The 16,287-nt window shown below is 33.9% G+C and carries 16 protein-coding genes; 12 read left to right on the top strand and 4 right to left on the bottom strand.

Annotated elements, in window-relative coordinates; all coding sequences use genetic code 11:
- Positions 1-58 precede the first annotated feature (58 nt).
- The 4 genes from IEV50_RS05305 (at position 59) to IEV50_RS05290 (ending at position 3,491) form a co-directional block, all read left to right on the top strand.
- Positions 59-730: a heme exporter protein CcmB gene (locus tag IEV50_RS05305; RefSeq protein ID WP_188412199.1), complete on the top strand. Its 672-nt coding sequence runs from the start codon at positions 59-61 to the stop codon at positions 728-730.
- 245 nt (positions 731-975) lie between these two features.
- Positions 976-1,638: a cytochrome c biogenesis protein CcsA gene (gene ccsA / locus IEV50_RS05300; protein WP_188412198.1), complete on the top strand. Its 663-nt coding sequence runs from the start codon at positions 976-978 to the stop codon at positions 1,636-1,638.
- A gap of 79 nt (positions 1,639-1,717) precedes the next feature.
- Positions 1,718-1,936 carry a CcmD family protein gene (locus IEV50_RS05295; RefSeq protein ID WP_188412197.1) on the top strand — a complete coding sequence of 73 codons (219 nt, stop codon included), beginning with the start codon at positions 1,718-1,720 and terminating at the stop codon, positions 1,934-1,936.
- A 133-nt stretch (positions 1,937-2,069) separates the two neighbouring features.
- Positions 2,070-3,491, top strand: coding sequence for a Glu/Leu/Phe/Val family dehydrogenase (locus IEV50_RS05290; protein ID WP_188412196.1), 1,422 nt, complete (start codon positions 2,070-2,072; stop codon positions 3,489-3,491).
- 260 nt (positions 3,492-3,751) lie between these two features.
- On the opposite strand, the gene IEV50_RS05285 is transcribed toward IEV50_RS05290, so the two are convergent.
- From IEV50_RS05285 to IEV50_RS05270, 4 genes are all read right to left on the bottom strand, one after another.
- The gene (locus IEV50_RS05285) at positions 3,752-5,362 is read right to left on the bottom strand and encodes a Na+/H+ antiporter (RefSeq protein ID WP_188412195.1); all 1,611 of its coding nucleotides are present in this window, start codon (positions 5,360-5,362) and stop codon (positions 3,752-3,754) included.
- 87 nt (positions 5,363-5,449) lie between these two features.
- Positions 5,450-6,790 carry a hypothetical protein gene (locus tag IEV50_RS05280; RefSeq protein ID WP_188412194.1) on the bottom strand — a complete coding sequence of 447 codons (1,341 nt, stop codon included), beginning with the start codon at positions 6,788-6,790 and terminating at the stop codon, positions 5,450-5,452.
- A 90-nt stretch (positions 6,791-6,880) separates the two neighbouring features.
- Positions 6,881-8,935 (bottom strand): hypothetical protein, encoded by a 2,055-nt coding sequence (locus tag IEV50_RS05275; RefSeq protein WP_188412193.1) that lies wholly within the window; start codon positions 8,933-8,935, stop codon positions 6,881-6,883.
- Between the two features lies 1 nt (position 8,936).
- Complete coding sequence (locus tag IEV50_RS05270; protein WP_188412192.1) at positions 8,937-9,617, bottom strand: hypothetical protein; 681 nt, start codon at positions 9,615-9,617, stop codon at positions 8,937-8,939.
- Positions 9,618-9,882: 265 nt separating this feature from the next.
- On the opposite strand from IEV50_RS05270, the gene IEV50_RS05265 reads away from it, so the two are divergent.
- From IEV50_RS05265 to IEV50_RS05230, 8 genes are all read left to right on the top strand, one after another.
- On the top strand, positions 9,883-10,314 hold the full coding sequence (locus IEV50_RS05265; RefSeq protein ID WP_188412191.1) for a cytochrome c maturation protein CcmE domain-containing protein: 432 nt from the start codon (positions 9,883-9,885) through the stop codon (positions 10,312-10,314).
- A gap of 7 nt (positions 10,315-10,321) precedes the next feature.
- On the top strand, positions 10,322-12,787 hold the full coding sequence (locus tag IEV50_RS05260) for a heme lyase CcmF/NrfE family subunit (protein WP_188412190.1): 2,466 nt from the start codon (positions 10,322-10,324) through the stop codon (positions 12,785-12,787).
- 4 nt (positions 12,788-12,791) lie between these two features.
- Complete coding sequence (locus IEV50_RS05255; RefSeq protein ID WP_188412189.1) at positions 12,792-13,556, top strand: Rossmann-like and DUF2520 domain-containing protein; 765 nt, start codon at positions 12,792-12,794, stop codon at positions 13,554-13,556.
- A gap of 39 nt (positions 13,557-13,595) precedes the next feature.
- The gene (locus IEV50_RS05250; protein WP_188412188.1) at positions 13,596-13,928 is read left to right on the top strand and encodes a 2Fe-2S iron-sulfur cluster-binding protein; all 333 of its coding nucleotides are present in this window, start codon (positions 13,596-13,598) and stop codon (positions 13,926-13,928) included.
- Positions 13,929-14,012: 84 nt separating this feature from the next.
- Entirely contained in the window at positions 14,013-14,258 is a 246-nt protein-coding gene (iscX, locus tag IEV50_RS05245; RefSeq protein ID WP_188412187.1) for a Fe-S cluster assembly protein IscX, read from the top strand.
- Positions 14,259-14,544: 286 nt separating this feature from the next.
- Positions 14,545-15,078 (top strand): KdsC family phosphatase, encoded by a 534-nt coding sequence (locus IEV50_RS05240; protein ID WP_308785471.1) that lies wholly within the window; start codon positions 14,545-14,547, stop codon positions 15,076-15,078.
- Positions 15,079-15,256: 178 nt separating this feature from the next.
- On the top strand, positions 15,257-15,643 hold the full coding sequence (locus IEV50_RS05235; protein ID WP_188412186.1) for a DUF4890 domain-containing protein: 387 nt from the start codon (positions 15,257-15,259) through the stop codon (positions 15,641-15,643).
- A gap of 78 nt (positions 15,644-15,721) precedes the next feature.
- Positions 15,722-16,285, top strand: a complete 564-nt coding sequence (locus IEV50_RS05230) for a Maf family protein (protein ID WP_188412185.1) — start codon at positions 15,722-15,724, stop codon at positions 16,283-16,285.
- Positions 16,286-16,287 lie beyond the last annotated feature (2 nt).

Below are 16,287 nucleotides of genomic sequence, written 5' to 3'. Positions count from 1 at the left end.
TACAACAATCCAACAATTTACACTCACAATATTTATCAATAAAAGTATCTTTGTGGTTATGCAACTGGCCAAAGAGGTTAAATATTTAATCCATAAGGAAGTACTATTAGAGTGGCGCTCAAAATATACCATCAACGGTGTTTTATTATATGTGGTTTCTACAATTTTTACCTGCTACCTTTCTTTCGTAAGTCTAAATGAGAAAGAAAAATTAATCTGGAATGCTCTGTTCTGGATTATTATGCTTTTTGCTTCTATTAATGGTGTTTCAAAAAGCTTTCTCCAAGAAACCAAAGGGCAACAATTATATAGCTATATTTTATCGAGTCCTGCTGCTGTCCTAATTTCAAAAACCGTTTATAATACCTTACTGATGTTGGTTTTAACGACTGTAGCACTAGGGTTTTATATAATGGTTTTTAGTGACTATACACCACCCGATTTACTTTTATATTACGTTGCAGTTGTGATGGGCAGCATCAGTTTTTCAACGGTTTTTACCATGGTTTCGGCCATTGCAAGTAAAGCGGGGAACGGCGGAATGTTGATGGCGATTTTGAGCTTTCCAATCATTATTCCAGTACTGATATTGTTAATTAAATTAGCTAAAAATGCTGTCGACGGCTTGCCATGGGAGAATAGTTACGATGAAATAGGCATGTTATTGGTTGTGAATGTGCTTACTGTAGCAACCTCTTTATTGTTATTTCCTTACCTTTGGAGAGATTAAATGGAATGATTGAATTATAGAATGATAGATTGATTGAATTTCTATAGCTAGTAAAATGAGTGAATTATAGAATGATAGATTGAGAGAATTTGAATTTCTAGAGCTTTAGAAATGATTGAATTTTGAATGATAGATTGAGTGAATGGAATGCAATCAATCAAAATTCAATCATTCAAAATTAAAATATAAAATGGTTGGTTATTGGAATTGAGGGTAAACATTCACTCATTCAAAATTATATACGTATGAATAAAACTTGGTGGAAAATTTTTGGTTCAGTGCTTGTAATTTATACTGCAATTGCAGGTTTATTGCTTGGTGTTCCGCGTTTGCCTATTTTAAATGAATCTATCAGGAATTTGTATTTCCATGTACCCATGTGGTTTGCAATGATTGTATTGTTTTCTATCTCTGTTTTTTACAGCATAAAATCTTTAAGTTCTAAAAGTGAAATTGATGATATGAAAGCTGTTGAGAGTGTAAATGCAGGCATCATTTTCGGTCTATTAGGCTTAGTAACTGGTGCCATTTGGGCAAAATACACATGGGGCCAATTCTGGAGTTTCGACCCAAAACAAAATTTCGCAGCCATTTCCATACTGCTTTATTTTGCCTATTTAATTCTCCGTAATTCGATAGATGAAGAGCAGAAAAGAGCAAAAATATCGGCCATTTATAACATTTTTGCATTCCCGATGATGGTTGTTTTACTTTTTGTTTTGCCACGTTTAAAAGATTCTTTACATCCGGGCAACGGTGGTAACCCTGGTTTTAACAGTTACGATTTGGATAGCAGAATGCGTATGGTATTTTACCCTGCATGTTTAGGCTGGATATTAATCGGCTACTGGGTTTACAGCATCCGTTTCAGAATACGTTCAATAGAAAACAAACAACAAGCGAACTAGGGTTATATAAGCTGAAAGACTAAAGCTAAAAGACTAAAGGTGAAGCGCCAATGTTTAAAGAAAAAAACAAAAAAATAAAATGAAAAAGATACTTTTCTCTATAATATTAATGTTTGCAACTGTACAATTATTCGCACAAGATAATGGTGTAGAAATGGCCGATAAGTTGCGTAGCGACGGTAAAATTTACGTTGTGGTTACTTGTATCGTTATAATTCTGGTTGGTTTATTGGCTTACCTTTTCTCAATAGATAAAAGATTAAAAAAAATCGAAAAAGAAAAACCGACTAAAAACTAAGTTTAAACTGTTTAAAGCTATCTTTCTTATTAAAAATGGTAGGTGTTGGCTTTACACTAAGTGTTTTTTCATTTGGATATATGCATTTTTTTTAGGCAATTTTGCGGCATACTAAATTCATAAAAAATAAATAATGGCTAATCTAGCAGACGAGAACAAGTTTTTTGCAGATGTATGCAAGAACTTTGACAGTGCGGCTCAATTCACCAATCATCCGGAGGGTTTATTGAACCAGATTAAAGCGTGTAACAGTGTGTATCGTTTCCAATTTCCAATTCGCCGCGGAAACGGTTTTGAAGTTATTGATGCATGGCGTGTAGAACACTCGCATCACATGAGTCCAACAAAAGGTGGTATTCGCTACAGCGAAATGGTTAATGAAGATGAAGTTATGGCGCTTGCAGCTTTAATGACATACAAATGTGCCATCGTAAATGTCCCTTTCGGCGGTGCAAAAGGTGGTATCAAAATCAATACTAAACAATATAGTGTTGCCGAGTTAGAAACCATTACTCGTCGTTATACAACAGAATTAATTAAGAAAAACTTTATCGGTCCTGGTATCGATGTTCCTGCACCTGATTATGGTTCTGGTGAACGAGAAATGAGCTGGATTGCAGATACTTACATGACCATGAATCCTGGTCAGCTGGATGCTTTAGGTTGTGTAACCGGTAAACCAATAGCTTTACATGGTATCCGCGGACGAAAAGAAGCTACTGGCCGCGGTGTTGCTTATGCAGTACGCGAATGTGTAGATGTTGTTGAAGATATGGCAAAAATAGGCTTAAAAGCTGGCTTAGGTGATAAAAGAGTAATTGTTCAAGGTTTGGGTAATGTGGGTTATCACTCTGCAAAATTTCTTGCTGAATTTGGTGCAACCATAGTTGGTCTTTGTGAGTTTGAGGGTGCAATTTATAATTCCAACGGCTTAAATGTTGATGAGGTTTTTGCACACCGCAAAAATACAGGCTCAATTTTAGGATTCCCTGGTGCTACGGATTTTAAAAACTCGATGGAGGGTTTAGAGCAAGAATGCGATATTTTAGTTCCGGCGGCTTTAGAAAATCAGTTTACAGAACTTAATATACGTAACATAAAAGCAAAAATTATTGCCGAAGGGGCAAACGGACCAACAACTCCAGAAGCGGAAGCAATTTTTACCGAAATGGGTGGTATCATTATTCCTGATATGTATTGCAATGCCGGTGGTGTTACGGTTTCATATTTTGAATGGTTAAAAAACCTTTCGCACGTAGCATTCGGGCGTATGGAAAACCGTTATGCGGCCAATTCAAACGCCAACTTAATTGCTACTTTAGAAAACTTAACGGGTAAAACAATTCTTCCAGAGCATCGCTTAATGATTGTTAAAGGCGCTTCGGAAATGGAATTGGTAAACTCAGGTTTAGAAGATACTATGATTCATTCTTACCATGAAATTCGTGAAACATTGAAAATTAAACCTGCAACTCAAACTTTGAGAACAGCTGCTTTTGTTAATTCAATTGATAAAATTGCCGTTTCTTATATGAATTTAGGTGTTTGGCCTTAATAAGGTTGAAGGAATAAAGGTGAAAGGTTTAAGGCTTTTCCCCTCAATAGATAAATAATAAAATCCTTGTAGATGTAAAGTCTGCAAGGATTTTTTTTTGGAAATGAACGGTCCTGTTTTAATAGGGGTGGGTTGGCCCCGCTTTTCATTACAAGACCAATAAAATATTGGGGCTTTTCATTTCAATCGGGTTTAGGTACAAGGTTTTGTTTAGCATGTTTCCTAAGTCAAAGTAAATGGCTGAAAGTTATTGAGCTAAATTAATCTGAAGATGTAATGCTTAATTCCTCTAAATCGAGACGCCATTCTTCTTTTCTAATAATGTCATCATCAAAATCTTTATTACTTTTCAAATGGTGTAGTTCATCACGCTGAACTTTAATTAAATCAACCATAATTTCATGGTAAGCTTTTAAATCCTGCTTATCAATATCCCCTTTTTTAAATGCTTGTATGGTGTCTTTTTTCTCGGCAAGCGAATGTTGAAGTTCAGATTTTAAGTTAACCATCAATTCATTGTGCGTACATTGATATTGATAGTCGGCTTTTAGTTTATCTAATGAAAGGTCGATAAGTTTCAGCTTAATTTGATTCGTCTGTTCCTGCTCACTAAGCTTATGTTTCATTTCAGGTATTTTCAATAATTTCACAACCAATGGCAAGGTTAATCCCTGAAGCACAAGCGTAATAAATATGACAACAAAAGTGATGAAAAGAATAAGGTTTCTTAGTGGAAATGGAATCTGCCCTGAAATCATCACCGGAATGGAAAGCGCAGCAGCCAAAGAAACCACACCCCGCATGCCTGCGTAAACAATTACCATGGAAGAGTGCCAAGTCATACCTTGGTAGCGAACCCTGGTTTTCTTATTAAAAAAACTAGTAATTCTAGCCGTTGAAAATAGCCATAAAAAGCGTACGAGCAATGCCAAGAACGTAATTCCAATACCATAACCAATCGCTTTTGAAATTGGATATTCGGCGCCTAAACCATTTACAATATCTGGTAATGCCAAGCCGATTAAAATAAACACAACACCGTTTAGCATAAATGTAATCGCAGACCAAACGGATACTGCTTTTACCCGCGAATTTGAAGTTAGAATTATATGAGATTGGCTAGAAAGCAATAAACCTCCGGAAACTACAGCCATTACTCCCGATGTTTTAAAATGTTCGGCAACAATGTACATGAAATATGGTGTAAGTAAGGTAAGTACAGTATCAATGTTTTCTGTAGTTGGTAACCAACGATGTATTACGTAAAATATTCCTCCAATTGCCAAACCAACTACAATACCGCCTATTGCAACCGTTAAAAAATCTACCATAGCAATTTGCATTACGAAGGTTCCGGTAACAACAGTTGCCAAAGCAAACTTAAATACAATTAAACTGGATGCATCATTAACTAAACTTTCACCCTCTAAAAGTGCCGTAACCATTTTTGGAATTTTTACGCCCTTAAGCACAGCTGCGGCTGCTACTGCATCAGGTGGCGAAATAATCCCACCCAATAAAAATCCGAGTGCTAAAGTAAAACCAGGAATAAAAGCTACAGACGCATATGCAACAGCAACTGAAGTAATAAATACCAATCCAACAGCCATTAAAAAGATAGCACCTTTGTATTCCCAAAAATTTTTCCATGAGGTAAACCATGCAGATTCATAAAGCAATGGCGGTAAAAACAATAAAAAAACAATCTCGGGGTCTATTGTAATGTGTGGAATTCCTGGAATGAAACCAATGATTAGACCAGAAATTACAAGAAATATGGGATAGGAAATTCTCAATTTTTGACCCACCATAACCAAAAGGGTTACGCCGAGTAATAAAATGAGAATTAAAATAAGATTATCGTGCAACATTCTAAGTAGTATTGGTTAGTATAGTTCGAGAAATGTTTATTATAAATATATTAAGAAATTCGATTTATGTAGTGATTTAAATCCTACCTAAAAGTTTTTTAATAATTGATAAAGAGCATTGATGTTTTTGTTAACCAATTCAAGTTTACCATCTACCTTTATTTTATCATTACCTGTAAATTTTCCATTGGCGTTCAATTGAGTTAAATTTTTGGTATAATTGCTGAAAATCGGAATGTTATTTTGCTTATTCAATTTAATAAAATCGACCATTAATGAAGCGAAATTATCTGTAGCAATTTTTTTGTTGTTGACTGGTTCAGGTTTTTTAGTAGCGAAAACAAGTTGTTTATCATCGCCACCAATGAATACTTTGTAGAGTGGAAAGATTGCTTTGTTCACCAATCCACTATCTGTGTTAATGATGTTTTGCTGGCTTAAATATTTTTTTAATCCGTTTGCATCGGCATCAATACTCAAAAGAATATTCGGAACATCTCGTTTTTGCATGGTTACTTTTTCAACCTTTTCAAAATCATCGTTGTATTCATAAGTAATCACCGAATCAGTTTGTTGGGTGGAGTTTATCCACTCAAAATCTAAACGTCCTCTATAATACTTCAATAAACTATCTCGCTGTAAATTGAAATTCTTGAGCTTTAAAGTTTTATCATTATCTGCTTTAAAATCTGCATTTATATAAAATTTGATTGCACTGGTTTCATTAAACGGCATCTGCGCTGGTGTAGTAGTTTGTACAATTCCCTTAGATGAAAACTCATGTATAAAGTTTATTGCGCCATCTTCAAAATCAACCGAACCCGTTAATTCTTTTGCCGCGTAAGCAATATGGTTTGTAGCACTTTTTAGCGTATTAAATCTGCTGTCTCCAACTTTGATAAAATCCTTTTCATTTAATATATCAATTAAAATAGGTTCAAATTCATCTATTTGTGTAGAGAAAGCTATGGCTGCATACTCTTCATTAAAAAGTATAGTAAAATTTTTCAGGTTGTTTGTTGCTAAGTTCAATCCCGATGTTTTGGTGATATTTAGTTTTAAGTTATTTTTTAAGAAATTGGAAAATTCTTGAAAATCATTAATGGCTAATTTGGAAAATAGGGCTGTTTTAGGTTTATCTGCGATAGTATAAAGGTAAATACTGGCTGGTATTTTTAAACCTAAATCGAATTTTGAATTTTTGTTTATTTTATTTATTCCATCCGATTTTAGATAGAAACTAAGGTTTGAAATCATATTTGCTGCCACACTCTTGTAAATTTCATCAACACTAATTTTAACCAAAGAAGTAGCATTTTTAGGAATAGAGACAACGTTGGCTTTGTATTGCCGGTATTTAAAAGTGACTACAAAAAAAATAAGCAGCGATAAAACTATCACTGCCATTATTTTTAAAAATTTCTTCATGGTTTATTTTTAACACATATTTTTACAAAACACAGATTCTAAACATTTAAAATCTGTGCTCATCCCTTTTATCTGTGGTTAATTATTGAATTATTTGGAAGCATTTTCTATCAATGAAAATAAATATTTCAATGCATTCTCATGGCCGTTTGGTATTTCTGCGCTTATATCTGCAGATACAATATTTCCTTTAATTGGGTTCGATTTCATGTATATGTTACCCATTTTACCTAAGGTTTCGTTAAACTTTTTAGCTGTTTCCTCACCACCAATTTCTTCATTTGGTACTTTGCCCACTAAGTTTTTTGCATTGAATAAAAAGCTAAAATTGTTTTTGGCTAAAAGTGTTTTATGTGTTTTGCTTATCGACGTGTTGAAACTACCGTTGCTGATGCTTTCCAATTCAGTTATAGAATTTCCGAAAAATACAATCCCATCTTTTATCATAAAGTAAATATCAATCGGACTTTTCTTTTCCTCTATTTTATAAATGTTATTATTAACGGTTACATAGTTTTTATTGATTCCGTACTTGATTAACTTATTCATTAAACGGTTGTCTTCTGATGAAAACATGAATAAGAAATCTGGTAATGTTTCTTTCTTGGTTTTAGTTACCTCTTTACGGTTATAATCATCATCGTATTCATAGCTTGTGTAAGTAACTTCTTTACTATTTAACCCATTTATAACAAACAAAGCATCACCTTTAACTACTTTGCTAACAGCTTCTTCATCCAATAAAAGTGAAAATAAATCCGTTCCTAATTCAATTTCTTCGTCCATTCTAGCACCAAGAAAAGCGCCATAAGTTTGTTTCATTAGTTTAGGAAATTCTTCCAGATAAGCTTTGGTATCGATAGAATAGCCCATAAAACCAATTGCTTTTTCACTGTCGATGTATTTCAAAAAGTTTTTGTTCAACTTTCTGTTCATAATTTTTTTGTAGGCATCTGCTTGGTCTTTTGCCAATTCTAATCCCGTAGAAATGCGGAAACTTGTCTTATCCATAAAAAGCTTAGCGTTTAAGCTTCCATAGCCTTTCATTAAACCAGTTTTGCCATAGGTGCCAAATTCTGGTGCTATGGAGTTGTAAACATCTTGCAGACTTGAAACCCATAGCTCTGCAATGGCTTTGCTATCTAAACTTGTGGTGTACGATTTATTACTCTCAATTGATTCGTAATTTGAATTAAAAATTTTATCGGCTTGTGCTGTCATCCAAACAAAAGCCAATTGTTTTTTCTTGGCATCTTGTTCAGCCCGCTCTTTTTGGTAACCATCGTACATTTCATCACCGTATGCTGAAGAAGGAGGAGTTACCATATATGTTGAATCAGGTTCTGTTATAACGACACTATTAGCAACTAACTCTTCTTCTACTGCTTTATTTTTTTTGGGTTTTACAATAACTTTTCTCTTCGTCGATTTTTTCTTGCTAATGTTCTTTTTTGTCGTTATCTTTTTAATAGGAGTTTTTTTCTGAATTTTAACTTTAACTAAGGGGGGATCAAACCCTTGTCCGTCCATTGGTTCTGGCGTAGCCATGTATGTTGAATCTACAGCTACGGGAGTAACAACAGCGGTACTGTCTATAATTGTATCATTATTCCATTGAGAACCATAGCCGACATCTTTAATTCCATAAAGAGCTGATTTTGCAGAATCAGCAAAAAATGAAGTTTTAATGCTTCCGGTAACAAAATACATCATACTGTTGTTCCACTTAATAATGCTTAGGCTATCGGGTAAAACCATTGTTCTGATATCGCCTTCGGTTTTAAACTTCTTGTCTTTATCATTTATCAGGTTTTCGAATTTTGCGGCATCTTTTAAAGGGATAAGAAAACAGTTGTATGTAATACTGTCGCTTAATTGATTGAAGTAGTACATGTTTTTCTCTAGATTGATACCAAAATCTTCAATACTTGTAAAATTTTTATCGAGCGATTTTGAAGTTTCGGTAAGTAGTTTTTTGCCTACAAAAGATTCGTTAAAATCTTTTACAAACATCAACTTGAAAACGTTGTCACCTTTAATGGTAGCAACTGTAAAGGCATTGGATGGAATTTTCTTCACTAAGTCCTGAGCATAATTTAGCTTGACCAAAAATAGGAGAGTGATTGCAATTAGAATTTTTTTCATTTTATTTAGATAGTTGTATTTGATTGGAAACATTAATTTTTCCATTTATTAAATCCATAATGCTACTTTTCAGCATCACAGCTTTTTTAGATTTTGATAAGTTAGATGCAGGATTGGTTGTGTTTGTTACCGGTGATTCAAAACGATATATGCTGGTATAAGTTGCACCATTAAAAACAGCTTTGTCTTTACTTTTTAATTTATTAAATTCTGTTTTTGTTGTACTTAGCGCCTGGTACTTTCTGATAAAAGTTTTTGTAGTTTTAATATAACTGTAAGAGGAGGTATTGGTAGCCTTTATTTTTTGCTGAGTTAAGATATTTTTAGTGATATTGTTGATATTAGAAACATCTTTAAATGAAAAGCTAATTGTAGCAATGTAGTTATTAAAGTCGCTGGTACTTTTTACATTCGAAATTCCTTGCGATTTTTTGAGATATGCAACCGCTTCGCTTAGCTCTTGCTGAATTTTCAATTTGCTGGGTACTTTGTAGCCTTGAACACTATCTAAGAGCATTATCGATGCTACTTTCGTTTTACTCTGGCTAAGGTTTATGGTAAGTGCAACATCACCAGTTCCATCGTTTCTTAGAGAAATTTCTTCAACAACTTCAAAACAAGAGCTTAATATTGGTATTAAAACTATAAATAACAAAAGCTTGTAGAACTGTTTAAGGTTCATATTAGTTCAATTAAATTTTTACTGGGATGTAAAACAGAAAATGATTATTTAACGCATCAAACATAATAATTTAACTGCGGTTTTTTATAGTATTGACGGCATATTCGATAAAATATTTAGAACAGTTATAAATAGTTTAGATAATCATTTTTATATCTGTTGAACAATCAGCTAATTGTCAATATAAAGACAAGAAAAATGTAAAAGAATGTTCGCTAAGCCTATTTTTCTATCTTTGTTTCCAGCTTTTAAATCAATATAAGAAATGAAAAAAAGTGCTATAATAGGACTAATTACAATTGCGATTTCAATAGGAATTTTATTTAGCTTAAATGCGAATACTGATACTTATTCAAATTTTAAAGAAGCATCTGCTTCCGAAAAAGAAGAACATGTAATGGGTTATTGGGATAAATCTCAAGGTACTTATTATGATGCTGTTAAAGATGCAAATCATTTTTCGTTCCACATGAAAGATGAAAAAGGAGAAATTCGTGAAGTAATTTACAGTGGAACAAAACCCCAAGATTTCGAAAAATCAGAAAAACTGGTTCTTATCGGTAAAATGGATAAAGACAAATTCTACGCTTCAAAAATTTTAATGAAATGCCCTTCTAAATATAATGATAACCTCGTCGAAATAAATAAAGATGGTAAGGTTGATGAAGTAGGAAAGTACGGCGAGAAAAAAATATAAAAATTTAATGGATATTCAATTTGTAGGCGAAAACCTGTTGCCGGGTAAAATCGGACAGTTTTTTATTGTGTTGGCGTTTAGTGCATCGTTACTTTCAACTATTGCATATTTTTATGCCAGTCGCGAAAAAAATTTAGAAGATAAATCATGGCGTAACCTCGGTCGAATTGGATTTCTTGTAAACTGGGTGAGTATTATCGGTATTGGTGTAACACTTTTTTACCTGATTCTTGGCCACTACAACGAATATAGTTACGTTTATTGGCACTCATCAAAAGAATTGCCCATTTATTATATTGTTTCTGCCTTTTGGGAAGGGCAGGAAGGTAGTTTCTGGCTTTGGGCTTTCTGGCAATCTTTTTTAGGTGCGCTATTAATTTGGAAAGCAAAAACATGGGAACGCCCGGTTATGACTGTCGTGGCATTCTCGCAGGTGTTTTTAACTTCAATGATGTTGGGAGTAGAAATTTTTGGCGAGCGTATTGGAAGTTCTCCATTTATTCTTTTGAGAGATTCTCTTGATTTAAAATCGATGGCTCCTGTTGTTTTCGCCAACCCTGAAAACTTTGCAAATTATTTGAAGTTTATTACCGATGGCAGAGGATTAAACCCACTGTTGCAAAATTATTGGATGGTTATTCATCCGCCAACACTCTTCTTAGGTTTTGCCAGTATGGTTGTTCCGTTTGCTTACGGAATAGCAGGACTATGGCAAAAAAGATATAAGGAATGGATTAAACCTGCTATGCCTTGGACGCTTTTTGCGGTTATGGTTTTAGGAACAGGAATTATAATGGGTTCTTTCTGGGCATATGAAGCACTAAATTTTGGTGGTTTCTGGGCTTGGGATCCTGTAGAAAATGCATCATTAATTCCATGGTTAACCTTAATCGGAGCCGTTCACGTGATGATTGCTTATAAAAATACTGGCCATGCTTATTTCACAGCAATTGCATTAGTTTTCTTAAGTTTTCTTTTAGTGCTTTATGCATCATTTTTAACCAGAAGTGGAATTTTAGGCGATACATCTGTTCACTCATTTACCGATATGGGTATGTTTGGACACTTGATATTGTATAACGTTGTTTTTGCAGTTTTAGCGATTTACTTAATCGTTAAAAGGTGGAAAGAATTACCCATCACAACTAAAGATGAAGAAACTTATTCTCGCGAATTCTGGATGTTTATTGGCGCACTGGTTGTAACCATTGCCTGTATTCAGGTCATATTTTCTACATCGGTACCTGTATTTAATAAAGCCTTCGGAACTAAATTTTCTCCACCAATAGATGCAGTAAAATATTATAATCAATGGCAAGCGCCTTTTGCCGTGTTAATTACGTTAATTTCCGGCTTTTCTCAATACTTAAAATATAAACGTACCGATCCAAGAAAATTTTACAGCAGCTTGGTTTCTGCTATTTTATTCGCAATTGTTTTAACAGGTGCTTTAGTATATGTTACAGGTATTTATACCAACACAATGTATATTTTGATGACTTTCAGTTGCCTGTTTGCAATAATATCAAATTCAAATGTTCTGTATCAGGCTTTTGGTGGTAAGGCAAAACTTGCAGGTTCTGCAATTGCGCACATTGGGTTTGCATTTTTAATTTTAGGTGCTTTAATTTCAGCGGCTACAAATAAACCAATCTCTATTAACGCAAATAATTTTATTCCGGTTAAGGATTTCGAAAAAACTGAAAAGCCTGGTGAAAATATTATGTTATATAAAAACGAGCCTAAAAAAATGGGTAAGTATACTGTAACTTATGTAAGTGATACTACTCAGGCTCCAAATACCATTTACGAACTCAATTTTAAAGTTTATAATGACGAAGGGAAGCTAAAAGAAGATTTTAATTTGCACCCTCACGTTCAGGATAATGAAAAGATGGGCTTAATTGCTTCACCTGATACAAAGCATTATTTAACTTACGATGTGTATACACACATTACCAGTGCTGCAATAAAGAAAACTGATCATGATGATCATGAAGGGCATTCTGACGATGAAAATTACAAAGCACCGCGAATTGTAAAGGTTTCGGCAGGAGATACAATTCGCACCTCAAGTGGAATTGTAACTGTAAAAGCTTTAAATAATAAGCCAACGGCTAAAGATTTAGCTTTATCAAAAGGTGATTTTGCAGTTGGGTTGCCATTAGAAATTAATTCTAGTGGTAAAATTTATAATACTGAACCAATTTTCTTAATTAAAGGAAATAATACTTTCGATTTTGCACGCAAGGTTGATGAGCTGGATTTAAAATTCCGTTTCTCAAGAGTATTACCCGATGAGAAAAAGGTTGAATTACAGATTTTTGAAAAACCACAGCAGGCAAAAGATTGGATTGTATTTAAGGCAATTGAATTTCCTTACATCAATTTATATTGGGCTGGTACAATTATAATGGTTATCGGTTTTTTATTGTCGATTGTTAGAAGACGTAAAGAAGCTAAAACTGCATAAAATAATGAAGATTGTTTTATTAGGTTCGGGTAATGTTGCCACTCATCTCGCAAGTGCTTTAAAAACTGCAGGCGAAGAGATTGTGCAGGTATTCAGTCCTAGTTTAATAAATGCCAAGCTACTTGCTGAAAAAGTAAATGCTGAACCTGTAGATGATCTTTCAAAAATAAATAAGCTCGCTGATTTGTATATCATTTCTGTTAAGGATGATGCAATAGCGAAAGTTGCCGGAAGCTTGAAAACGATCGATGGCCTCGTCGTCCATACATCAGGTACTACAGATATTAATGTACTTTCTTCAATATTAAAAAATGCAGGTGTTTTTTATCCTTTGCAAACATTTTCAAAAAGTAAAGTGGTTAATTTTGCAGTAATTCCACTTTGTTTAGAAGCTACGGATGCTAAGCATCTTGAAATATTGAAAGTTCTGGCACGTAAAATAAGCCATAAAGTTTATGAAATGGGTGGAGAAAAAAGAAAAGTATTGCATCTTGCTGCGGTTTTTGCCTGTAACTTTACCAATCATTTATATTCGTTGGCAAATCAAATTTTAATCGCTAATGATTTAGATTTTGATATCATCAGGCCTTTAATTGCAGAAACAGCTGATAAAATTTTAATAGATTTACCAGAAAATGTGCAAACAGGGCCTGCAGTAAGAAGCGATGAAAGTACTATAGAAAAGCATTTAACAATGCTGGCAGACCTGCCTGAATTGCAGGAAATTTATCAAACCTTGAGCAGCAGCATTAAATTATCTCATAAATAGTATAAATGCCGCTTGTCTTATTACTTTTGCATAATAATTATGAGCATTTTTAAACTTAAAATAAATTTTGAAGAAGCAGATCACGAATCAATAGAACTACCTATTGCTGCGGGAGAATCTGTTTTAGATGTTTGCCTTGATAACGGAATAGAATTGCAGCACAACTGCGGTGGTGTTTGCGGTTGTAGTACCTGCCACGTTTACGTAACAAAGGGTATGAATAATATTGAAGAAATTTCTGATAAAGAAGAAGATTTCATCGATAGAGCTGTTCGACCAAAAATTACTTCTCGATTAGGTTGCCAGTGCGTAGTTATAGATGGCGATATTGAAGTCACCATTCCTGATCAGTCAGATTTTATGGGGCATTAAAAAATCCAATGTCTTTAGTCTTAAGATATTGAGCACTAAAACCTTTTTAACATTTCAACTTTAAAAATTTCCAACTTAAAAAACATGAATAACGATAAATTTGCTTTACCCTTTTATTGGAACGATTATGAAGACATCGCAATGTCTTTGTATGAGAAATTTGGCGACGAGTTTGGTGAAACTAAAATATACAGAATCCGTTTTACAGAATTATTAGAGTGGGTTTTGGCATTGCCGAACTTTAAAGGTACCCGCGAAGAAAGTAATGAAGGACACTTGGAGCAAATTCAAACCGCATGGTGCTACGAGTGGAGAGATAATCAAGATTGAGGTTGAGGCTAAGATTGAGGTTGAGGTCAAGATTGAGGTTGAGGCTAAGATTAGGTTGAGGCGAAGATTGAGGTTGAGGTTAAGATTGAGGTTGAGGTTAAGATTGAGGTTGAGACTAAGATTGAGATCAAGGTTGATTGCGATTTGTTGAAGATAAGATATGGATATATACATTTGGTTTACTTTGAGTAAGAATCTTACAATCTTTAATCGATAAATTATAACACATAACTTACCACATATTACTGATAACGCCTAAACATAACCCAATAACATATATCTTGCAATGCACATGTTTCTCCAAAAGCTAAAAAACATAACAACTTTTATTTTCGATGTTGATGGCGTTTTAACAGATGGGTCTGTTCAGGTTATGGATAACGGACAATCGTTGCGCACTTTTAACATTAAAGATGGTTATGCAATGCAATTGGCTGTTAAACTAGGCTATAACGTTTGTATTATTTCTGGCGGCGATGGAATTGCGATGGCTAAACGCTTTCATAATTTAGGCATCAAAGATGTTTTTTTGGCTGCAGGGGATAAGGTAGAAATATTCAATCAATATATTGCAGATAAGACTATTGCAGCTTCAGAAGTTCTTTACATGGGAGATGATATCCCTGATTTAAAGGTTATGAAATTAGTTGGATTACCAACTTGCCCTGCTGATGCTGTAGAAGAAATTAAAGCAATATCTAAATTCATTTCTCCTTACAACGGTGGTAAAACCGCCGTTCGGGATATCATAGAAAAAGTTATGAAAGTTCAAGGTATGTGGCACGACGAAAGTCCAAGTGCTTCCGATTCTGGTAAATAGATCACAACAAATTTTTTCTTAATTAATTACAAATCATTTAATTGCAACTGCAACAGTTAAGTTACAATTTGTGATTAAACTTTTAATCTTTTTTTAATTCAAATAGGTCTAAAAATTCAACCAATAAAAGAATAAATAGATGAAAATCTAAATATTCGAGACAACTAAAAACAAAAACATGAAAAAATTAATGATGATTTGTGCGTTGCTATTCTCTGTAATAACATACGCAAGTGCACAACAAGGTGGCGGTCGTATGGGCGGTACACCAGAAGAAAGAGCAAAAAGAAGTACTGATCAATTGGTAGAAAAGTTAAAACTTACTGAAGATCAAAAAACAAAAGTAATGGCGATTTATACTGCTCAAAATGCAGAAATGACCAAAGCTAGAGAAGCAGCTGGAGATGATATGTCTGGCATGAGAGAAAAAATGACAAAAATGAATGCTGAAACCAATACTAAAATTGAAGCAGTGTTAACCGAAGAGCAAAAACCAGCTTTTAAAACGATGTTAGAAGAACGTAAAAAAGCAATGGAAGCCCGTATGAATGGTGGCGGCCAATAATCGATTTTATACAATAATATTTTTAATAACAAAAGCGGCTTTATGTCGCTTTTGTTATTTTAGCAGAAATTTTTAAAAATGCTACTTAATACACCAATTATACTTGCTTCAAAATCTCCACGCAGGCAAGAACTTTTAAAGTTGATGGGCTTGAACTTCAAAGTCGAATTGAAAGATGTTGATGAAAGTTATCCAGAAGGTTTAAATCCAGCAGAAATTTCGGTTTATATTTCAGAAAAAAAGGCTAAATCGTTTAAGGCTGAAAATGAAATTGTTATAACTGCCGATACAATAGTTGCAATCGATGGAGAAATTTTGGGTAAGCCAAATGATAGATTACATGCGCAACAGATGTTGCAGAAGTTGTCTGGCTCAGCACATGAGGTTTATACAGGTGTAACCATTGTAAAGGGCAGCAAATTATATTCTTTTTATGATGTAACGGAAGTTATTTGCAGAGTAGTAACTAGCGAAGAAATTGATTTTTACATAGATAATTACAAACCATACGATAAAGCAGGAAGTTATGGTGTGCAAGATTGGTGGGGCGTTGTAGTTGTAGAGAAGATTAATGGTTCTTACACAAATGTAATGGGATTGCCCACAGAAAAACTTTATAATGAATTACAAAAATTTATTTAATA

Source organism: Pedobacter mendelii (genome assembly GCF_014635725.1).
In the GTDB taxonomy this organism is placed as follows: domain Bacteria; phylum Bacteroidota; class Bacteroidia; order Sphingobacteriales; family Sphingobacteriaceae; genus Pedobacter; species Pedobacter mendelii.
The sequence above is the reverse complement of the archived record's forward strand: the minus strand, read 5'-3'. Positions and strand labels throughout refer to the sequence as shown.

Excerpts from the sequence above, each read along its gene's own strand:
- IEV50_RS05305 (WP_188412199.1), top strand. The coding sequence starts at position 59 with ATGCAACTGGCCAAAGAGGTTAAATATTTAATCCATAAGGAAGTACTA.
- ccsA (WP_188412198.1), top strand. The coding sequence starts at position 976 with ATGAATAAAACTTGGTGGAAAATTTTTGGTTCAGTGCTTGTAATTTAT.
- IEV50_RS05295 (WP_188412197.1), top strand. The coding sequence starts at position 1,718 with ATGAAAAAGATACTTTTCTCTATAATATTAATGTTTGCAACTGTACAA.
- IEV50_RS05290 (WP_188412196.1), top strand. The coding sequence starts at position 2,070 with ATGGCTAATCTAGCAGACGAGAACAAGTTTTTTGCAGATGTATGCAAG.
- IEV50_RS05285 (WP_188412195.1), bottom strand. The coding sequence starts at position 5,362 with ATGTTGCACGATAATCTTATTTTAATTCTCATTTTATTACTCGGCGTA.
- IEV50_RS05280 (WP_188412194.1), bottom strand. The coding sequence starts at position 6,790 with ATGAAGAAATTTTTAAAAATAATGGCAGTGATAGTTTTATCGCTGCTT.
- IEV50_RS05275 (WP_188412193.1), bottom strand. The coding sequence starts at position 8,935 with ATGAAAAAAATTCTAATTGCAATCACTCTCCTATTTTTGGTCAAGCTA.
- IEV50_RS05270 (WP_188412192.1), bottom strand. The coding sequence starts at position 9,617 with ATGAACCTTAAACAGTTCTACAAGCTTTTGTTATTTATAGTTTTAATA.
- IEV50_RS05265 (WP_188412191.1), top strand. The coding sequence starts at position 9,883 with ATGAAAAAAAGTGCTATAATAGGACTAATTACAATTGCGATTTCAATA.
- IEV50_RS05260 (WP_188412190.1), top strand. The coding sequence starts at position 10,322 with ATGGATATTCAATTTGTAGGCGAAAACCTGTTGCCGGGTAAAATCGGA.
- IEV50_RS05255 (WP_188412189.1), top strand. The coding sequence starts at position 12,792 with ATGAAGATTGTTTTATTAGGTTCGGGTAATGTTGCCACTCATCTCGCA.
- IEV50_RS05250 (WP_188412188.1), top strand. The coding sequence starts at position 13,596 with ATGAGCATTTTTAAACTTAAAATAAATTTTGAAGAAGCAGATCACGAA.
- iscX (WP_188412187.1), top strand. The coding sequence starts at position 14,013 with ATGAATAACGATAAATTTGCTTTACCCTTTTATTGGAACGATTATGAA.
- IEV50_RS05240 (WP_308785471.1), top strand. The coding sequence starts at position 14,545 with ATGCACATGTTTCTCCAAAAGCTAAAAAACATAACAACTTTTATTTTC.
- IEV50_RS05235 (WP_188412186.1), top strand. The coding sequence starts at position 15,257 with ATGAAAAAATTAATGATGATTTGTGCGTTGCTATTCTCTGTAATAACA.
- IEV50_RS05230 (WP_188412185.1), top strand. The coding sequence starts at position 15,722 with ATGCTACTTAATACACCAATTATACTTGCTTCAAAATCTCCACGCAGG.